This is a genomic window from Streptomyces mesophilus (assembly GCF_011044995.1).
GTDB lineage: Bacteria > Actinomycetota > Actinomycetes > Streptomycetales > Streptomycetaceae > Streptomyces > Streptomyces mesophilus.
In genome coordinates this window covers 1-17895 of record NZ_JAAKZW010000102.1, presented here as the reverse complement: position 1 = coordinate 17895, position 17895 = coordinate 1, and the positions used below count along the sequence as shown (strand labels likewise).

General features: G+C 71.6%; 17 protein-coding genes. 9 read left to right on the top strand and 8 right to left on the bottom strand.

Annotated elements, in window-relative coordinates; translation table 11 throughout:
• Positions 1–99 precede the first annotated feature (99 nt).
• The 3 genes from G6045_RS22670 (at position 100) to G6045_RS22660 (ending at position 4621) form a co-directional block, all read left to right on the top strand.
• Complete coding sequence (locus G6045_RS22670) at positions 100–1080, top strand: helix-turn-helix transcriptional regulator (RefSeq protein WP_165333890.1); 981 nt, start codon at positions 100–102, stop codon at positions 1078–1080.
• 250 nt (positions 1081–1330) lie between these two features.
• Positions 1331–1858, top strand: coding sequence for a hypothetical protein (locus G6045_RS22665; RefSeq protein ID WP_165333889.1), 528 nt, complete (start codon positions 1331–1333; stop codon positions 1856–1858).
• Positions 1859–2017: 159 nt separating this feature from the next.
• Positions 2018–4621 carry an immunoglobulin domain-containing family protein gene (locus tag G6045_RS22660; RefSeq protein ID WP_165333888.1) on the top strand — a complete coding sequence of 868 codons (2604 nt, stop codon included), beginning with the start codon at positions 2018–2020 and terminating at the stop codon, positions 4619–4621.
• A 61-nt stretch (positions 4622–4682) separates the two neighbouring features.
• On the opposite strand, the gene G6045_RS22655 is transcribed toward G6045_RS22660, so the two are convergent.
• Entirely contained in the window at positions 4683–5195 is a 513-nt protein-coding gene (locus G6045_RS22655; RefSeq protein ID WP_165333887.1) for a methylated-DNA--[protein]-cysteine S-methyltransferase, read from the bottom strand.
• Positions 5192–6544: a DNA-3-methyladenine glycosylase 2 family protein gene (locus tag G6045_RS22650; RefSeq protein WP_165333897.1), complete on the bottom strand. Its 1353-nt coding sequence runs from the start codon at positions 6542–6544 to the stop codon at positions 5192–5194. Before G6045_RS22650 ends, G6045_RS22655 begins: the two co-directional genes overlap by 4 nt.
• A gap of 335 nt (positions 6545–6879) precedes the next feature.
• On the opposite strand from G6045_RS22650, the gene rsgA reads away from it, so the two are divergent.
• Both rsgA and G6045_RS22640 read left to right on the top strand, forming a co-directional pair.
• Positions 6880–7995 (top strand): ribosome small subunit-dependent GTPase A, encoded by a 1116-nt coding sequence (gene rsgA, locus G6045_RS22645; protein WP_165333886.1) that lies wholly within the window; start codon positions 6880–6882, stop codon positions 7993–7995.
• Between the two features lie 289 nt (positions 7996–8284).
• Positions 8285–11173: a glycoside hydrolase family 2 TIM barrel-domain containing protein gene (locus tag G6045_RS22640; protein ID WP_165333885.1), complete on the top strand. Its 2889-nt coding sequence runs from the start codon at positions 8285–8287 to the stop codon at positions 11171–11173.
• Between the two features lie 33 nt (positions 11174–11206).
• Here G6045_RS22640 and G6045_RS22635 read toward each other — a convergent pair whose 3' ends face one another.
• The 3 genes from G6045_RS22635 to G6045_RS22625 all read right to left on the bottom strand — a co-directional run bounded on the left by G6045_RS22635 (position 11207) and on the right by G6045_RS22625 (position 13448).
• The gene (locus G6045_RS22635; RefSeq protein ID WP_206344058.1) at positions 11207–11866 is read right to left on the bottom strand and encodes a ThuA domain-containing protein; all 660 of its coding nucleotides are present in this window, start codon (positions 11864–11866) and stop codon (positions 11207–11209) included.
• 129 nt (positions 11867–11995) lie between these two features.
• On the bottom strand, positions 11996–12715 hold the full coding sequence (locus G6045_RS22630) for a 4'-phosphopantetheinyl transferase family protein (protein WP_328707867.1): 720 nt from the start codon (positions 12713–12715) through the stop codon (positions 11996–11998).
• 10 nt (positions 12716–12725) lie between these two features.
• The gene (locus tag G6045_RS22625) at positions 12726–13448 is read right to left on the bottom strand and encodes a class I SAM-dependent methyltransferase (RefSeq protein ID WP_165333883.1); all 723 of its coding nucleotides are present in this window, start codon (positions 13446–13448) and stop codon (positions 12726–12728) included.
• A gap of 242 nt (positions 13449–13690) precedes the next feature.
• Here G6045_RS22625 and G6045_RS22620 point away from each other — a divergent pair, with 242 nt between their 5' ends.
• Positions 13691–14119 carry a VOC family protein gene (locus G6045_RS22620; RefSeq protein ID WP_165333882.1) on the top strand — a complete coding sequence of 143 codons (429 nt, stop codon included), beginning with the start codon at positions 13691–13693 and terminating at the stop codon, positions 14117–14119.
• On the opposite strand, the gene G6045_RS22615 is transcribed toward G6045_RS22620, so the two are convergent.
• A complete protein-coding gene (locus G6045_RS22615; protein ID WP_165333881.1) occupies positions 14116–14454 on the bottom strand; it encodes a winged helix-turn-helix transcriptional regulator in 339 nt (112 codons plus the stop codon). The two genes, G6045_RS22620 and G6045_RS22615, sit on opposite strands and share 4 nt — an antisense overlap.
• 95 nt (positions 14455–14549) lie before the next feature.
• Between G6045_RS22615 and G6045_RS22610 the strand changes: the two genes are divergently transcribed.
• Together G6045_RS22610 and G6045_RS22605 are read left to right on the top strand one after the other, a co-directional pair.
• Positions 14550–15449, top strand: coding sequence for an NAD(P)-dependent oxidoreductase (locus G6045_RS22610; RefSeq protein ID WP_165333880.1), 900 nt, complete (start codon positions 14550–14552; stop codon positions 15447–15449).
• A 153-nt stretch (positions 15450–15602) separates the two neighbouring features.
• The gene (locus G6045_RS22605; protein WP_165333879.1) at positions 15603–15998 is read left to right on the top strand and encodes a hypothetical protein; all 396 of its coding nucleotides are present in this window, start codon (positions 15603–15605) and stop codon (positions 15996–15998) included.
• A 21-nt stretch (positions 15999–16019) separates the two neighbouring features.
• Here the strand turns inward: G6045_RS22605 and G6045_RS22600 are convergent, their stop codons facing one another.
• Together G6045_RS22600 and G6045_RS22595 are read right to left on the bottom strand one after the other, a co-directional pair.
• A complete protein-coding gene (locus G6045_RS22600; RefSeq protein WP_165333878.1) occupies positions 16020–16709 on the bottom strand; it encodes a helix-turn-helix domain-containing protein in 690 nt (229 codons plus the stop codon).
• Positions 16710–16767: 58 nt separating this feature from the next.
• Positions 16768–17697, bottom strand: coding sequence for an AraC family transcriptional regulator (locus G6045_RS22595; protein ID WP_165333877.1), 930 nt, complete (start codon positions 17695–17697; stop codon positions 16768–16770).
• Between the two features lie 65 nt (positions 17698–17762).
• On the opposite strand from G6045_RS22595, the gene G6045_RS22590 reads away from it, so the two are divergent.
• On the top strand, positions 17763–17895 hold a 133-nt coding region (locus G6045_RS22590; protein ID WP_165333876.1), incomplete at its 3' end, for a transposase.

Below are 17895 nucleotides of genomic sequence, written 5' to 3'. Positions count from 1 at the left end.
GTGCGGTCGCGTCGTGTACGCGGCCGTGGACCGGGTCAGGCGGAGGGGCCGTATCCGGTCGGGGGCTGGATCTTGTACGTGGGTGAGGGGTAAGCGCGGATGCTGGGGGCCATAGGTCTGGACGAGGCGCAGGAGACGGCTTACCGCGCGCTCGTGATGCTGGGCGCGGCCGATGTCGCCGATCTCGCGCACCGGCTCGCGCTGGCCGAGGTGGAGACCGAGCGGACGCTGCGCCGGCTCGAACACCACGGTCTGGCCGCCCAGTCCACCGCGCGCCAGGGCCGCTGGGTCGCCGCTCCCCCGGGCGTCGCGCTCGGCGCGTTGCTCACCCAGCAGCGCCATGAACTGGAGCAGGCCGAGCTGGCGGCGGCGCTGCTCGCCGAGGAGTACCGCGCCCAGGTCGACGAGCCGTCGGTGCACGATCTCGTCGAGGTCGTCACCGGTGCGGGCGCGGTGGCCCAGCGCTTCCTCCAGCTTCAGCTCGGCGCGACCCAGGAGGTCTGCGCGCTGGTCACCGGGCGGCCCACGGTGGTGTCCGGGTACGACAACAAGGCCGAGGCGCAGGCGACGGCGCGGGGCGTGGCGTATCGCGTGATCGTCGAGCGCGCGGTGCTCGATCTGCCGACGGGGCTGCTCGAACTCTCCACCGCCCTGCGCCGCGACGAGCAGGTACGGGTCGTGGACCGGGTCCCGACCAAGCTGGTCATCGCCGACCGCACCCTGGCCATGGTCCCGCTCACCTCGCGCCACGCGGAGCCCGCGGCCCTCGTGGTGCATGCGAGCGGGCTGCTCGAGTCGCTCTACGGCCTGTTCTCCTCCGTCTGGCGCGAGGCGCTGCCGCTGCGGCTCGGCGAGGACGACGCGCTGTACGCCGAGGAGTCCGACGGCCCGGACGCGACCGACCTCGAGATCCTCTCCCTGCTCCTCGCGGGCCTCACGGACGCGAGCGTCGCCAAGCAACTCGACCTGGGGCTGCGGACGGTGCAGCGCCGCGTGAAGCGCCTGATGGAACTCACCGGGGTCACGACACGGCTGCAACTGGGCTGGCACGCGTACGAACGGGGTTGGGTGGCGCGGTAGTCGGCGCGCGAGGTCTCGTTCCTGCCAGGAAGTGATCCGGATCGTCCCGGAATGGGTGCACAGCTGGCGTCTGGAGGACGAGTGAGGCCGGGGTGGTGAGCGGTCAAGGTGACTGAGGCGTAAGGGAGTTGTGGCACGCCGGAGGCGGGCGTGCGCACGATTGACACATGAACAAAGCTGAGCTTAGGTATGCCTTACCTAAGTGCCGCCCCCCCCTGCGGTGCTCATGACGTGAAAGGTGCTCGTATTCATGCGTGCGCTTCTGCCTGCCCGTACCTCCGCGCGGATCGGCGTCTGTGCCCTCGCCGCCGCGCTCACCGTCGGCCTCGCCGGTTCCGCCTCGGCGGCGACGGCGACCCGCACCGTCACCGACGGTGGTACGACGTACAACCTGACGCTCAACGCGCCGGACACCCTCAGCGCGAGCGGCCAGATCATCACCGTGACCGGCAGCGGTTACAACAGCGCGCAGGGCGTGTACGTGGCGCTGTGCAAGATACCGGCGGCCGGCGCCAAGCCCGGTCCGTGCCTCGGCGGCCAGGACGAGACCGGCACGACCGGCGCCTCGCACTGGGTGAACAACCTGTTCGGCGGCACCGTGGCCAACACCTCCAAGTTCACCGCGGGCGGCTCCTTCTCGGCGAACATCTACGTGAACCCCGTCATCAACGACCAGGTCGACTGCACCGTGGACGAGTGCGCGATCTTCACCAAGGCGGACCACTTCGACGCCGAGGACCGCAAGTACGACGTGGCGGTCCCGGTCACCTTCGAGTAGTCCCACCGGACTTCCGGAGTCCCCCGCCTCATCCGGCAGTCCCGCATGGCCCCGGCGCGGGGTCCGAGTCACGACTCGGACCCCGCGCCACACCCACGTGCGCCGCATGTCCGTCACCCCACGTGCGCCGCCCGCACCTCCGCTTTCGACGAGGAACCCATGACATCGATATCCGTGCCAACTGGCCGCCGTACGAACCGTCGTAGACGTACGGCCGCCGCCCTGACCGCCGCCGCGCTCGTGCTCGGCGGGTCCGTCGCCGGCCTGACGCTCTCCGGCCCCGCGTCCGCCGCCGACTCGGCCGAGACCGGGCTCGGCAGGAGCGGCCAGAAGCTCACGGTCGCCAAGTCCGCGGACCTGGACCCGGCCGGCGAGACGGTCCATGTCACGGGCGAGGGGTACGACGAGTCCAAGGGCATCTATGTCGCGTTCTGCAAGGACAACGGCGACGACCGCGTGCCCAGCCCCTGCGTCGGCGGCGCGGCCACCTCGGGCGGCGCGAAGTCCTCGGCGTGGATCGTGCCGGAGGGCGACTCCAACGCCGGTGAACTCGCCACCGAGTACGGGGCGAACGGCTCCTTCGCCGTCGATCTGGAGCTCAAGGCGAAGGACAGCGGGCTCGACTGCACCAAGGTGACCTGTTCCGTCATCACCCGTGTCGACCACCGCGCGGCCGGCGACCGCTCGCAGGACGTCCGGATCCCGGTGACGTTCAAGGGCGCGGGCCCGGTCGATCCCGGCGAGGGCGTGGACGTCCCCGAGGGGACGGTGAGTTACAAGGCGGACGACACCTTCCGGACGAAGACGGCCGGTGTGCCCCGGGACCTCCTGGTCCACCCGGAGTCCAAGAAGCTGTACGTGGGCTCGGACAACGTGCCCGACACCGCGGACGTCAACGAGTCGGGCCTGTATGTGCTCGATCCCGCGACCGGCGCGGTCAAGGACCACATCCAGAAGGGCCCCCGCGCGAACGGCGACATCAAGGAGATGACCGTCTACCGGTTCGCCGGGCCGCTGGCCGGTGACGGAGTGGTCTTCCAGTACTTCGTCAGGGGCCTGGGCACGGCGAAGGACGGCGACGAGAACGCCTCCGGCGTCTGGCTCCCTGGCACCACCGTGCACGATGTCGGCGCCGGGCCGAGCGCCGGCACCACGCTCATCGCCCAGGGCTCCAAGCTCAGCGAGGTGGAGACCGCGACCGGCGTCGTCCGGCGGACCCTGACGCTCCCCGGCGGCAGCCAGTTCGCCTTCGACAAGGAGCGCAAGGCCGTGTGGTTCGCCGACGGCGGGGCCAGCGGGAACAAGCGCGTGTACCGCGTGAACACGGACACGTTCGAGGTGGACAAGACCATCGATGTCCCCGCCACCGGCGAGCACGAGCGGTTCATCGAGGTCGACCCGGCCACCGGCTCCGTCTGGTACAGCCACGGCACGGATGTGCACGTCCTGAGCAAGGACGGGGAGCTCATCGGGAAGGTGGCCGGTGACGGCGTCGACTTCCCGCAGGACGCCGCCTTCTCCGGCGACCGCGCGGCGGTGGCCTGGCGCGACCCGCACCCGTCCAACAACCCGGCTGCCGACAGCACCGACTCGGTGATGACGTACGACACCGGGAAGCTGACGGAGATCTCGCAGCCGATCACCTTCCCCTTCGTCAGCGCGGCGACCTCGACCAGCGTCGAAGCCACCGACGGCGGCGCGGTCCTGTACGTCGGTGATCCGGCCGGCACGGTCACCCGCTATGTGCGCCAGACCTCCCCCAAGGTCACCCAGGCTCCCCAGGACCTCTCCGTCGAGTCCGGCGACGCGGTGACCCTCACGGCGACGGCCGAGGGCGAGCCCGAACCGGCCGTGCAGTGGCAGGTCAGCCCGGACGGTGGCCAGACCTGGAAGAACGTCGAAGGCGCGCGCGGGAACACCCTGGACTTCGCCGCGAAGGCCGCGCAGGACGGCTACCGGTACCGCGCCGAGTTCAAGAACGCGGCCGGCACGACCCGTACCGCCGCGGCCACGCTCACCGTCAACGCCGAGTCCGCGAGCGGTGGTTCGGGCGACGGCGGTACGACCGGCGGCAGCAGCGGCGAGGAGCCCAACGGCACCGGCACGGCCACCGGGCCCGAGGGCCAGGAGCTCACCGTGACGCCGGTGCACGAACTCGCCGCCGAGGACCAGAAGATCAAGGTCTCCGGCACCGGCTACGACGACGGGAAGGGCATCTACCTCGCCCTCTGTGTCGACAACGGCGCCGGCGAAGTCCCCACCCCCTGTGTCGGCGGTGCCGACATGACCGGCAAGGGCGGCGCGTCGGCCTGGATCAACTCGGACCCGCCCGCGGGCTACGAGGACGCCACGGTGCCGTTCGGCGCGGACGGTTCGTTCGAGGTCGAGCTGACCGTGGACGCCGAGGACGAGTACACCGACTGCACGAAGACCCGCTGTGCGGTCGTCACGCGCGCCGATCACACGGCGGCCGCGGACCGTTCCGCCGATGTCCGCGTCCCCGTGGACTTCAAGGACGGTGTGGGCTCCGGGTCGGGCGGCTCGGACTCGGCCGGCGGCTCCGGCTCCACGGGCGGCTCGGACTCCACGGGCGGATCCTCGGCGGGCTCCGTCGGCGGTACGGGTACGGGCGGCTCGGGCAGCGGCTCGCTCGCCTCGACCGGGGCGACCGTCGCGTCGCTCGCCGGTGCGGCCGCGCTGCTTGTCGCGGGCGGCTGGTACGCGGTCCGGCGCGCCCGCGGGGAGGCCGACTCGGCCGCGTAGAACGGGTGTTGACCCACCGGGTGGCGGCCCGGCGGGTCGGCTCCTCGGGCGGCTGCCCGGCTCAGGAGGGCTGTGTTCCCAGCACGCCTTCCAGGCCGAGCAGCCGCTCCTTGCGTTCCAGGCCGCCCGCGTATCCGGTGAGCGTGCCGTCGGAACCGATCACGCGGTGGCAGGGGCGCACGATGAGCAGCGGGTTGGCACCGATCGCGCCGCCGACCGCACGGACGGCCGCACGCGAGGCCCCGATGCTGCGCGCGATGGCGCCGTACGTGGTGGTGGCGCCGTAGGGGACGGCGTCGAGCGCCGCCCACACCTGCTCGCGGAAGGCCGTGCCCTCCGTGCGGAACTCCAGGTGGAACTCCTCAAGTTCACCCCGGAAGTACGCGGCGAGCTGCCGCTCGGCAGCGGCGAAGGCCTCCGGCTTGCGGACCCAGCCGTCCTGGACGGTGCGTCCGCCCTTCTGCCCGGGTACGGAGAGCGAGCTGAGCGCGCCGGTGCCGTCACCCGTCAACAGGAGCTCGCCGAGGGGACTTTGGACGGTGGTGTAGTACACGGTGGTGCGGGACGTGGTCATCGCTGGAGTTCCTTCTCGGTACGGTCGGTCCACAGGTGGCGGTGCGCGTAGGAGCGCCATGGACGCCAGGTGTCCGCGGACGGTTCGTCCGGCGGTGCGACATCGGGGTCGCCGAGCGCGCGCATCCGGATGAGGGCCGCGGTGCGGGGCGCCACCCCCGCGACGGCGCGCAGCGCCGCCTCGGCGTCGTCCCTGTCCGCTCCCGGATCCAGTCGTACCCAGCCGTCGGTGAGCGCCTTCGCGAGGGGCAACTCGTGGGCGAGCAGGGCGGGTTCGGGGAACAGGTGCGTCAGGGTGCCGCAGGGGTCGGCCAGCGGGGTGCCGTACTCCGCGAGCACCCGCCGCGACTCCTCGCGGCCGAGCACGCCGCGCAGGGCGAACTCCTCGGGGTCCGCGGCGCCGGGCGAGCGCAGACCGGGCCGCCGCGCGATCAGCGCGGCCAGGCGCGCGTCGTCGGTGAGGCGCTCCTCGACGGCGTACGGATCGGCGTCCAGGTCGAAGAGCCGGCGCAGCCGCTGCACCGCGGTGGTGAGGTCGCGCAGATCCGTGAGGTGGATCCGGGCCTCGAGCCACGGCCCGGGGGCGAGCTCGTCGACGGCGGCGATACCGGTGCCGTGCGGGAGACGGAGCGTGCGGCGGTACGTACGGGCGCCGGGCTCTCCGGCGACCTCCTCGATCCGGTCGATGGCCTCGGCGGCGAGCAGATCGAAGACGGAGGCGGCGTGGTACGGGCCCCGGTAGGCGAGCCGCAGCGGGACTCCCGCGCCGCTCGACACGGCCTTGGCGGTCTTGGTGCCGGTCTCGGTGCGCAGCTCGCTCGGGGTGCGGGCGTAGATCTGGCGGACGGTTTCGTTGAACTGCCGGACGCTGGCGAATCCGGCCGCGAAGGCCACGTCCGTGACGGGCAGCGCGGTGGTCTGCAGCAGGACGCGGGCGGTATGGGCGCGCTGGGCGCGGGCCAGGGCGACGGGTCCCGCGCCCACCTCGGCGGTGAGCTGGCGCTGCACCTGCCGGGCGCTGTAGCCGAGGCGGGTCGCGAGGCCGGGGACGCCCTCGCGGTCCACGACCCCGTCGGTGATCATGCGCATGGCGCGGCCGACGACATCGGCGCGCGCGTTCCAGTCCGCCGAGCCCGGGACCGCGTCGGGGCGGCAGCGGCGGCAGGCACGGTAGCCGCCGCCCTGGGCCGCGGCGGCGGTCGGGTAGAAGTGGACGTTGTGCCGCTTGGGGGTGATGGCCGGGCAGCTCGGGCGGCAGTAGATGCCCGTGGTCGCCACGGCGAAGAAGAACTCCCCGTCGAAGCGGGGGTCCCGGCTGCGTACGGCTTCGTAGGCCGTGTCCTGGTCGATCACGCTTCCAGTGTGCGGTGTCCCCGCCGGGGCGGCTGGCGGGAATCGGACATGGCGCTGGTGGGTGTGCTCCCCCCTGAAGCCGCAGCTCTGAGGCCGCAGCGAAAAACCCTTGGCGCCGCACCGGTGCGGCGGGTTACCTTTCATCCGTCGAGCCGAGGACCACACGGTCAGTGGCTGTCACACACACTTTGGATCAATGGGAGGTGGGCCTGATGACTGTCGTCGCGACGGAAGCTGTCCGCATGTACGTCTCCACCCACCCCGTGGCCACCGGCTGATCCTCCGCACCGCGCGTGTCGCCGGGGCCATCCCTTTCGAAGGGCTCCCCCGAGTTGAACTCGTCCGACCGTTCCACCCACACCACCCCCTCTTCCCCCGACTCCCTGATCCCGTACGGCTGGGACACGGAGTGGGACAACACCTTCGCGCCGTACGCCGAGCAGGGCCTCGTCGTGGGCCGTGTGGTGCGCGTCGACCGCGGTCTGTGCGACATCGTGACCGCCGAGGGCACGCTGCGCGCCGACACCGCGCTCGTCACACCCCGTGACCCGCTGAAGGTCATCTGCACCGGTGACTGGGCCGCCGTCGACACCGTCGCCGACCCGCCGCTGGTACGCAGCTACCTGCCACGGCGTACGGCTTTCGTCCGCAACACCTCGTCCAAGCGGTCCGAGGGCCAGATCCTCGCCGCCAACGTCGACCACGCGATCATCGCGGTACCGCTGACCGGGGACCTGGACCTCGGCCGGATCGAACGGTTCCTGGCGCTCGCCTGGGAGTCCGGGGCCCAGCCGCTGATCGTCCTGACCAAGGCCGACCTGGTGCCGGACCCGACGGCTCTCTCGTATCTCGTCGACGACGTCGAGACCACCGCTCCCGGTGTCCAGGTCCTTGCGGTCAGCGCCGCCGACGGCGAGGGCATCGAGATTCTGCAGGCCGTCGTCGCCGGCGGTACGAGCGTGCTGCTCGGCCAGTCCGGCGCGGGCAAGTCCACGCTCGCCAACGCACTGCTCGGTGCGGAGGTCATGGAGGTCCAGGCCATCCGTGACGTGGACGGCAAGGGCCGGCACACCACGACCACCCGCAATCTGCTCGCGCTGCCCGGCGGCGGTGTCCTGATCGATACGCCCGGTCTGCGGGGTGTCGGTCTGTGGGACGCCGAGTCCGGGGTCGGGCAGGTCTTCTCGGAGATCGAGAGCCTGGCCGAGCAGTGCCGCTTCCACGACTGCGCCCATGAGGCGGAGCCGGGCTGCGCGGTGCTCGCCGCACTGGAGGACGGTTCGCTGTCCCAGCGGCGCCTGGAGAGCTACCGCAAGCTGATCCGCGAGAACCAGCGCATCCTCGCCAAGACCGACGCGCGGCTGCGGGCGGAGATCCGGCGTGACTGGAAGATGAAGGGCGCCATCGGCCGCGCGGCCATGGAGGCCAAGGGGCGCAAGCTCCACTGAGCCCTCTCGCGGGTTGTCAACGCAGGCTCCGGTACGGGGAGTTGTTGTTCACCACTCCCCGTACCGGTAGAGCCGGTGCCTGGCCGGGCACCGGGGTAGAAGGGCCCGTCGGCCGGCTGTGGCGGCCTGACCGACGGGCCCTTCGGCATGTCCCGCGCGCCCCGGGACCGACGGGCCTTCGGCATGTCCCGCAGATCCCGTAGGGCGCTGCATTCGTCCAACCATTGCCCCGTATATCCAAGTCTCCGGCCCTTCCGTACGCGTCCGGGACCGGGTGAGGATCGGATGTATGACCGACCTCGCCTATCTCGTCGACGTCTCCCCCGGCACCGGCACCCTGCCCCCGCGCGCCTGGCCCCCGGGCTCGGACACGGCCCGGCTGTCCCTCAACGGAAGCTGGCGCTTCCGGCTCACCCCGCACGCGGGCGCGGACACGGATTTCGCGGCGGACGGCTATGACGCCTCCGCCTGGGGCGAGTTGAGGGTGCCCGGTCACTGGGTGCTCCAGGGGCATGGCGCCCCCGCGTACACGAATGTTCTCTATCCCTTCCCGGTCGACCCGCCGTTCGTGCCGACCGAGAATCCGACCGGCGACCATCTGCGGGTCTTCGACCTGCCGCCCGACTGGCCGGCCGGGGGTGAAGCCGTGCTGCGCTTCGACGGGGTCGAGTCCTGCGCCCGGGTCTGGCTGAACGGCACCGAACTCGGCGAGTTCAAGGGCTCCCGGCTGCCGCACGAGTTCGCGGTGGCGCCGCTGCTGCGCGAGCGCGGCAATGTGCTCGCCGTGCGCGTGCACCAGTGGTCGTCGGGGAGTTACCTCGAGGACCAGGACCAGTGGTGGCTGCCGGGGATCTTCCGCGACGTGACCCTGTTGCACCGGCCCGAGGGCGCGGTCCGCGACCACTTCGTGCACGCCTCGTACGACCATGAGAGCGGCGAAGGCACCCTGCGGGTCGACTGCGAACCGGCGGGCCGGGTCCTGGTCCCCGAGCTGGGCATCGACACGGCCACCGGCGAGGGCGTGACCGTGCCCGTCGAGCCGTGGTCGGCCGAGCAACCGCGTTTGTACGAGGGCGAGTTGGTGACGGCGGGCGAGCGGGTCCGGTTGCGGGTGGGCTTCCGTACGGTGCGGGTCGAGGACGGGCTGATCAAGGCCAACGGCCGGGCGCTGCTGTTCAGGGGCGTCAACCGCCATGAGTTCCACCCGGAGACCGGCCGGGCGCTGGATCCGGAGACCATGCGCGAAGACGTGCTCCTGATGAAGCGGCACAACATCAATGCCGTCCGCACCAGCCACTACCCGCCGCACCCTGTATTCCTGGACCTGTGCGACGAGTTGGGCCTGTGGGTGATCGACGAGTGCGATCTGGAGACCCATGGCTTCCACGCGGTGGACTGGCGCGGCAACCCGGTCGCCGATCCGCGCTGGACCCCGGCACTCCTCGACCGGGCGGCCCGGATGGTCGAGCGCGACAAGAACCATCCGTCGGTCGTCATCTGGTCGCTCGGCAACGAATGCGGCACGGGCGAGGGTCTGACCGCGATGGCCGCCTGGATCCGTGAGCGCGACCCGTCCCGGCCGATCCACTACGAGGGCGACCTGTCCTGCAAGGACACGGACTTCTACTCGCGGATGTACGCGGATCACGCGGAGGTCGCCGCGATCGGGCGGGGCGAGGAACAGCCGCTGCCCGACGCCGAGTCGGACGCCCGGCGCCGCGCGATGCCGTTCCTCCAGTGCGAGTACGCGCACGCGATGGGCAACGGTCCTGGCGGGCTCGCCGAGTACCAGGAGCTGTTCGAGACGTATCCGCGGCTGCAGGGCGGCTTCGTGTGGGAGTGGATCGACCACGGCCTCGCGCATCCCGAGTACGGCTATGCGTACGGCGGCGACTTCGGCGAGGAGCTGCACGACGGGAACTTCGTCTGCGACGGGCTGCTGTTCCCGGACCGGACCCCGTCACCGGGGCTCCTCGACTTCAAGTCGGTGATCCAGCCGGTGCGGATGGACGGGGACGGCCGGGACGGGGTCGTACGGGTGCGGAATCTGTATGACTTCGCGGATCTGTCGCATCTGGAGTTCACCTGGTCGTACGAGAAGGATGGAGTGACGGTCCGCGAGGGCGTCCTCGACGTGCCCGCCGTGCCTGCGGGCGAGAGCGCCGAGGTGCGGCTGCCCGCACCGCCGCGGCGTGATCCGGACGCCGAGACGCAGTGGACGCTGCGGGCGCGGCTCGCGAAGGAGACGGCGTGGGCGGAGCGGGGGCATGTGGTGGCGTGGGCCCAACTGCCGGTCGAGGGCGGGATGCAGCTCCCCGACCCGGGCGGTGCGGCTCCGGTGCGCGAGGGCGGGCTGATCACGCTGGGGGCGGGCACGTTCGACGCCCGCACCGGCACGCTGCTTGCCGTCGGCGGGGTTCCGGTGAACGGCTTCGGACTCGATGTCTGGCGGGCTCCGACGGACAACGACAACGGGATGTCCTGGGCGACCGGGTCTTCGGTCGCCGCGCGGTGGCGTGCGCTGGGCCTGGACCGGATGCAACACCGTGTGGACGCGGTGGAGTCGGCGCCCGACGCTTTGACCGTACGGACCAGGGTGGCGCCGGCCGCGAGCGATCTGGCCCTGCGCACCACGTACCGCTGGATCTCGAACGGTATCCGTCTGGCCCTCGACGTGCTGGTCGAGCCCGAGGGCGACTGGACGGTGCCGCTTCCCCGGCTCGGCGTGCGGCTCGGGCTTCCCGTGGCGTACGACCGGGTGAGCTGGTTCGGCGCGGGTCCCGGTGAGGCATATCCGGACACGGGGGCGGCGGCGATGCTCGGGGTCTGGTCGGCCGACGTGGCCGGGCTCCAGACGCCCTATGTCCGCCCGCAGGAGAACGGTGCACGGGCGGACGCGCGGTGGCTCGAACTCACCGACGGACAGCGGTGCTTCAAGGTGGCGGGAGCAGGGTTCTCGTTCACCGCGCGCCCGTGGTCCACGGCCGACCTGGACGCGGCACAGCACCGCCCGGACCTGGTCGCGGGCGACACGCTCTGGCTCCATCTCGACGCACGACGGCAGGGCATCGGATCCGAGTCCTGCGGGCCCGGCGTGCTGCCCGAACACCAGCTGAAGGTGGGGGACCAACGCCACGGGTTCTCTTTCCAGTTCACCGTCCGGGAGGGCGACGCGTAGCGGCTCCGGGCCGGTCGGGCGGTTCGGGTTGCCTCATGCGCGCCCGGCCGCCCAGGCCAGTCCGCCGGCCAGGTGCGCCAGGAACCTGTCGTCCGCGTACGCCTCCTCCGCATGCCCGAGCGCCGTATAGAAGACCCGCCCCGCCCCCTGCTCCCGGCACCACACCAGCGGATGCCCGTCGCCGCCCATGCCGCCGCCTTCGCGGTCGTACGAGGACTCGTCGGCGTGGGCGAGGACGCGGGCGTCGGCGGGACGGCGGTCGAAGTCGTACCACTCGTCGGTGAAGTCCCAGTGGCGGGGCAGGTGTTGCGTCGCCGGGTGGGCCCGGTCGACGACGTCGACACGGCCCGGCTGGTACGCGGGGTGGCGGGTGAAACGGGCGCCGAGCAGCTCGCCGTAGTACGGCCAGGAGTACTCGGTGCAGGCGGCCGAGTGCACCCCGGCGAATCCGCCGCCGCCCTCGACGTAGGTCCGCAGGGCCCTGCGTGCCGTCTCGGTCAGGATGTCGCCGCTGGTGAGCAGGAAGACGACGCAGGCGTAGCGGTCGAGGTCCCCTTCGAGCGCGCTCGGGTCCTCGGTCAGGTCGGCCCGGCTCCCCTGCTCGGCGAGCAGGGCGGTCACGGCCGCGGCGGCCGCGGGGATCGCGTCGTGACGGTAGTCGGTGGTGCGGGTGCAGAGCAGGACGCGGGACATGGGCACTCCAGAGGGGTCCGGCGCGGTCGGGCGGGCAAGCACTGTACGGCGCGGGTCAGTCGCGTACGGCCACGGCACTGTCGGTCGCGTACGGCGCGGTGCGTGTCCGTCGCGTACGCGCGGCGCGGGTCAGTCGCGTACGGCGATGGCGGCCGCGTACCCATCCGGCACCCGTACGTCGGTGAGCGTCCAGCCGGGCAGCGGCAACGGGTGCGCGGCGGCTCCCACCACGGTCCGCGCGAAGCCCCCGCCGCCCAGGCCCTCCCCGGTGCCCTTGAGGTAGGCCTCCTTGCGGGTCCAGCAGCGCGCGAACGCGAACGGCCGCTCCTCTGCCGGGAGTTGTGCGAGGAACCCGCGCTCGTCCGGGTGCAGAGTGCCGGCCACATCAGCCACGGCCCGCGCCCCGGGCAGGGCCTCGACGTCGACACCCACCGGGGTCGCGGCCAAGGCGATCAGCGCCAGGCCGTGTGTGTGCGAGAGCGAGAAGTGCAGCGGGGGCGCGACGTCGGACTCAGGGTGGGCTTGCGGGCCCACGGCCTCGTGACGTCCGTACGTCCCGGCGAGCGCGGGCCTGCCGTGCGGACCGCCGCAGCCCGGGCAGTCCTCGCGGGTGAAGCGCACGGCCAGGGGGTCCTCGCCGAGACAGGCACCGATCACCACCCGCAGCGCGGTGTGCGCGGCCACATAGATCTCACGGTCCGCCTCACGACGGAGCGCCGCGGCTCTGCGGTGCTCATCGGCGTCGAGCACCGGCGCATACCCCGCCAGGCCGCGCACGGCCCAGACCTCGGGGTCCTTGGGCGGTGCGGTCGGCAGCGGGGCGGCGCCGAACGGGCTGGTATCGATCACCCGGCCGACTCTAATGGCGCGCCGAGGTACGGCGCAGGGCCACGAAGTAGGCAGGGACCTCGGGGCGTTCACCGGTGGTGAGCCGGTGGCTCAGAGGGATGGCGGTGTCCGCCTCGGCCAGGACCGCGAAGTCCTCGGCACCGAGCAGGTCGAGCACTTCGTCGCGCCCCACGCTGCCCGGCCGCACTCCGGTGGCCATGACCCGGGTGAGCCCGGGCGGCGGGCCGTGGCGCTCCACGAGCTCATGGAGGTAGGGCTCGGCGGCGGGCGCGAGTTCCGTGCAGGCGAGCACCCCGTCCGCGCCGAGCAGGGTGCGCAGACCTTCGGCGAAGGCGGGCCGGTGGTCCGGGTGGATCTGGTGCAGGACGGTGCGCATGTAGATGCTCACGTCGCCCAGCTTCTCGTGCAGCGCGGCCACGGCGTCCGGGTCGAGCAGATCGAGCACCAGATAGGTACGGCCGGGGTCGAGGGACCGGGCGGTCCTGATCGCGGCGGCGGAGACGTCCGCGCCGATGACGTGGTCGTGGTGGCGGGCGAGGTGGCGGGTCTGGGTTCCGTTGCCGCAGCCGAGGTCGAGCAGGGGCCGGCCGGCGGGCAGCAGGCCGGCGAAGTGCGGCCAGTCCTGGGCGCTGGCCCGTTCGGGCTCGGTGTCCCACAAGGAAGCGTGGCCTTCGGCTTCCGCTGTCGCCCAGTAGGTTTCCCAGCTCGTGGCGTAGGGGCTGGCAGAGGACATATGCGACTCCCTCTCGGACTGCCGGCAACAGCCGGATGTAAAGCCATGGTTGACGACATGCCGATCACCGCCCAGGCGCATGCGCCCTGCATGTGACGTGCGCAGGGGCCTGCGAAGTGCGCTGGTGAAAGAAGGCGCGCGCCAGGCGCATACGCGCCACCGGGCAGGCGCGCGTGCCATCAGGCAGGCGCGTGTCCGATTCGTTCAAGACGCGGGGAGCCGACCCGCCCTACGGTCGAGGCATGACTACGCACACCGCACCCACACCGCGTTTCGACATGATCGGCATCGTCGTCTCGGACATGGCCACGTCCGTGGCCTTCTACCGGAAGCTCGGGCTCGACTTCGCCGAGGGGGCCGAGCAGGAGCCGCATGTGGAGGTGACGCTGCCGGGCGGGCTCCGGTTCGCCCTGGACACGGAGACCACGATCCGGTCCTTCATGCCCGAGTGGCAGCCGCCGGCCGGGGGCGGGCGGATCGGGCTCGCGTTCCTGTGTGCGGACGCGGCCGACGTCGACGCGCAGTACGCGGCACTGACGGCGGCCGGGGCCGGCACGGAGCTCAAGCCGTTCGACGCGTTCTGGGGCCAGCGGTACGCGACCGTCCTCGACCCCGACGGCAACGGCGTGGATCTGTTCGCGCCGCTTGCGGCCGGTACACCCGGGGCCTAGCGGGCGGCCCGTTCGCGGCCCCAGTCGCCCAGCGGCTCGAGGGCTTTGTTGAGGCGGGTGCCGTCCTCCGTCAGGGAGTACTCGACGCGGGGCGGCACCTCGTCGTAGGAGACGCGGCGCACGATGCCGTCGTCCTCCATCTCGCGCAGATGCGAGGCGAGCACCTTCTCGGTCACGCCCGGCACCAGGCGGCGCAGCTCGCCGAAGCGGCGGTGCGGCTGGTCGTGGAGGGCCCAGAGGATCAGCACCTTCCACTTGCCGCCGATCACCTCCATCGCGGTGTCGATCCCGCACACGTGTCCTTCCGGCCTGCCCGGCCGGTTCAGCGTCGTCATGCCCCACCCCTCCCACCTGCTCGCTCACCCCAGGGTAACCACCCACTCCCAAGTGCGTACTTGATGACCTTTCGTACCGGGGAGAGGCTGACGGCATGACACAGAACACTGTTGAAGCACCGGCGAAGACCCCTGTGACCCTGCTCGGCCTGGGTGCGATGGGCACCGCCCTGGCCCGCACCTGGCTGGCGGCCGGTCATCCGCTCACCGTCTGGAACCGCACTGCCGCTCGTGCCGAGGCGCTGGCCGCCGAAGGCGCCAAGGTCGCCGAGAGCGTCGCCACCGCTGTGGCCGCGAACCAGTTGGTCGTCGTCGTCCTTCTGGACGACGCCTCTGTGGACGAGGCGCTGGGAGGTGTCGACCTGGCCGGCAAGGACGTGGTCAACCTGATCACCAGCACCCCCGCGCAGGCGCGGGCCCGTGCCGAGTGGGCCCGTGAGCGGGGCGCACGCTATCTGGACGGCGGGATCATGGCCGTACCGCCGATGATCGGTGTCCCGGAATCCGGTGGGTACGTTTTCTACAGCGGATCGCGGGAGTTGTTCGACGAGCACCGGGAGACGCTCGCGGTTCCCACCGGGGCCACTTACGTCGGCGGCGACGCGGGGTTCGCGGCGCTGCATGATGTGGCGCTCCTGAGCGCCATGTCGGGGATGTTCGCCGGGATCACCCACGCCTTCGCCCTGATCCGCAAGGAGAGCATCGATCCGGCGGCGTTCGCCGCGCTGCTGAGCGACTGGCTCGTGGCGATGGCCCCCGCGGCGCATCAGACCGCCGAGCATCTGAAGAGCGGCGACTACACGACGGGGGTGGCCTCCAACCTGGCCATGCAGTCCGCCGGAAACCAGACCCTGCTCGACACGGCGGAGGGTCAGGACATCAGCTCGGAACTCCTCGTGCCCTACTACGAGTTGATGCGGCGCGCGCTCGACTCCGCGGCCGAGGCCGCCGACGAGGAGGGGACGGCGAGGATGGTCGATCTGCTCCGGCGGTGACCGTGGGCGCGGCTTCGGAACCGGTCTTCGAACCCTTCCAGGTTCCTGCAAGGTTTGTGCAGGGTCAGCCCTCGAAGCTGTACCAGCTTCTCACTCACGTCCCCGTGGGTACGCCATGGCGGCGTATACCTCGGGGCCGACCAGGGGGTTTCCATGTACATCCGCAAGCGCCTTGCCGCCATCGTCGCGACCGCCGCGCTCGCCGGTACCGGGCTCGTCGGGACCGCATCCACCGCCAGTGCGGCCTCCTGCTACGGCAGCGCCCACAGCTACACCAAGCCGGAAGGTTACGTCTGGAATCCGGGCACCGCCGGCAAGTACTACACGACGACCAGCAACTGTGCCGATATCAACATCAAGACCACCAAGAGCGTCAAGGTGAACGCCTGCTTCTACCCGACCAACGCCGACCCCTACTGCGCGGCGGGCGGTTACAAGACCACCACGGCCGGTGCGTGGAAGGTGCTTGCAACGGATGTCAAGGACGGAACCAAGTTCAAGTTCGTCTTCTACAGCCCTGCCGAGTCAACCGGGGTATGGGCTGCCTGAGTAGGGGGCTGCTGCTTCCTCTCAGGGGTGCAGCGCGAGCAGCGCGCCCAGGGGCATGCCCACCAAGTCCCGTACGTCGCGGGCGAGATGGGACTGGTCCGCATAGCCTGCCGCCGCCGCGGTGCCGGCGGGGGACAGGCCGGTGCGGGCCAGGCCGAGGGCGCGTTGGAGCCGCAGGATACGGGCGAGGGTCTTGGGGCCGTAGCCGAAGGCGGTCAGGGAGCGGCGGTGCAGGGTGCGGGCGCCGAGTCCGGTCTCGTCCGCGACCGCGGCGACGGCGGCGCCCTCGCCGAGCCGCCGGGCCGCGTGCAGGAGCGCGGGGTCGGGGGGTGCGGAGTCGGTGGTACGGGCGAGGTCTTCCAAGGCGGTAAGGGGATCGGGCGCGGCGGCGAAGCGGCCCGCGAGGCGGCGCACGCGTGCGGCCGGCCACAGATCGGCCAACTCGACGCGCTGGTCGAGCAGTTCACGGGCCGGTACGCCGAGCAGTGCGGGAGCCGTGCCCGGCGCGAACCGGATCCCGGTGACGGCACGCCCGGGAGCGCCTTGTGGCCGGTACGCCTTGGTGTCGGGTCCGGCGACGAGCAGCCGCCCCTCGGACCACAGCAGATCCATACAGCCATCGGGCAGCACGGGGTACACACCGCCCGGCCCACCGGGCGCGTTGGTCCACACGACGGCACCGGGATACGCCGCAGGCCGCTCGCTGTACATACCTCGAGGGTAGGCCTTCCACCGCCTGCACCGCGGGGTGTGGGGCGTCAGCCCTCGCTCACCCCTCCCGATGCTCCAGCGGACTCACCCCGTACTCCCGCTTGAACGCCGTCGACAGCGCGAACGGGCTGCCGTAGCCGACCTTGCGGGCGATCGCGCCGAGGGTGAGGGAGGTGTCGCGCAGCAGGTCCGCGGCCAGTGCGAGGCGCCAGCCGGTGAGGTAGGCCATCGGCGGATCGCCGACCAGTTCCGTGAAGCGGCGCGCGAGGGCCGCACGGGAGACGCCCGCCTTCGCGGCGAGTTCGGCGACCGTCCACGGGTACGCCGGCTGGTCCTGGATCAGCCGCAGCGCGATCCCCACCACCGGATCGCCGAGGGCCCGGTACCAGGCGGGCGGCTCGGCCTCGGGGCGGGCGAACCAGGCCCTCAGGGACGCGATGAGCAGCAGGTCGAGCAGCCGGTCGAGGACGACGGCCTGGCCCGGCTCGTCCCGTACGATCTCGTCCGCGACCAGCGGAATCAGCGCACAGTCGACGATGTCCTTGGTCAGGACCAGCTGCGGGGGCAGCGCATCCAGCAGCCGCGCGCTCAGCTCGCCCTGCATCTGATACGTGCCGACCAGCATCACCGCTTCCCCGTCGGTCCGCCCACCCCAGGTGCGCGTACCGAGGTCGAGGTAGTCCTTCATCTCGCTGCCGTCGGGCGCCGCGCAACGGCCCCCCGGGTGGATCACCGCGAGCGGTGCGGTGCCAGGGTCGTCGGCGCAGGTGTACGGATCGGGGCCGCGGGCGATCGCGATCTCGCCGGGCCGCATCCGCAGTTTCTCGCCCACGTCCGGGATCAGCCAGCCCTCGCCCCGCAGCATCACCATCACGCTCACCGGTGCCTCGTCCTCGATCCGCACCGACCAGGGCGGGTCGAAACAGGCCCGGATCAGGAACGCGCCTTTGGCACGGGGGCCTTCGAGCAAGCCTGCGAGAGCGTCCATGCCGAGCAGCGTATGCGGCTAGGACAGGCCCTAGGTCGTGTCCGCAAACTGGTTGGCGCGTTGGTTTGTGTGTGGTGCGTCGTCATGAGTTGACTGATCAGGCGTGGGTGGTCATCGAGCCGTTGCTGGCTCCGTCGCGGATGGGCCGTCCTGTTCGCGATCGGCGGCAGGTGCTGAACGGGATCCTGTGGAAGTTGT

Coding starts and splice junctions, on each gene's coding strand:
- G6045_RS22610 (WP_165333880.1), top strand. CDS start 14,550: ATGACACAGAACACTGTTGAAGCACCGGCGAAGACCCCTGTGACCCTG.
- G6045_RS22655 (WP_165333887.1), bottom strand. CDS start 5,195: ATGACCACGTCCCGCACCACCGTGTACTACACCACCGTCCAAAGTCCC.
- G6045_RS22660 (WP_165333888.1), top strand. CDS start 2,018: ATGACATCGATATCCGTGCCAACTGGCCGCCGTACGAACCGTCGTAGA.
- G6045_RS22595 (WP_165333877.1), bottom strand. CDS start 17,697: ATGGACGCTCTCGCAGGCTTGCTCGAAGGCCCCCGTGCCAAAGGCGCG.
- G6045_RS22635 (WP_206344058.1), bottom strand. CDS start 11,866: ATGTCCCGCGTCCTGCTCTGCACCCGCACCACCGACTACCGTCACGAC.
- G6045_RS22605 (WP_165333879.1), top strand. CDS start 15,603: ATGTACATCCGCAAGCGCCTTGCCGCCATCGTCGCGACCGCCGCGCTC.
- G6045_RS22625 (WP_165333883.1), bottom strand. CDS start 13,448: ATGTCCTCTGCCAGCCCCTACGCCACGAGCTGGGAAACCTACTGGGCG.
- G6045_RS22620 (WP_165333882.1), top strand. CDS start 13,691: ATGACTACGCACACCGCACCCACACCGCGTTTCGACATGATCGGCATC.
- G6045_RS22640 (WP_165333885.1), top strand. CDS start 8,285: ATGACCGACCTCGCCTATCTCGTCGACGTCTCCCCCGGCACCGGCACC.
- G6045_RS22665 (WP_165333889.1), top strand. CDS start 1,331: ATGCGTGCGCTTCTGCCTGCCCGTACCTCCGCGCGGATCGGCGTCTGT.
- G6045_RS22615 (WP_165333881.1), bottom strand. CDS start 14,454: ATGACGACGCTGAACCGGCCGGGCAGGCCGGAAGGACACGTGTGCGGG.
- G6045_RS22670 (WP_165333890.1), top strand. CDS start 100: ATGCTGGGGGCCATAGGTCTGGACGAGGCGCAGGAGACGGCTTACCGC.
- G6045_RS22600 (WP_165333878.1), bottom strand. CDS start 16,709: ATGTACAGCGAGCGGCCTGCGGCGTATCCCGGTGCCGTCGTGTGGACC.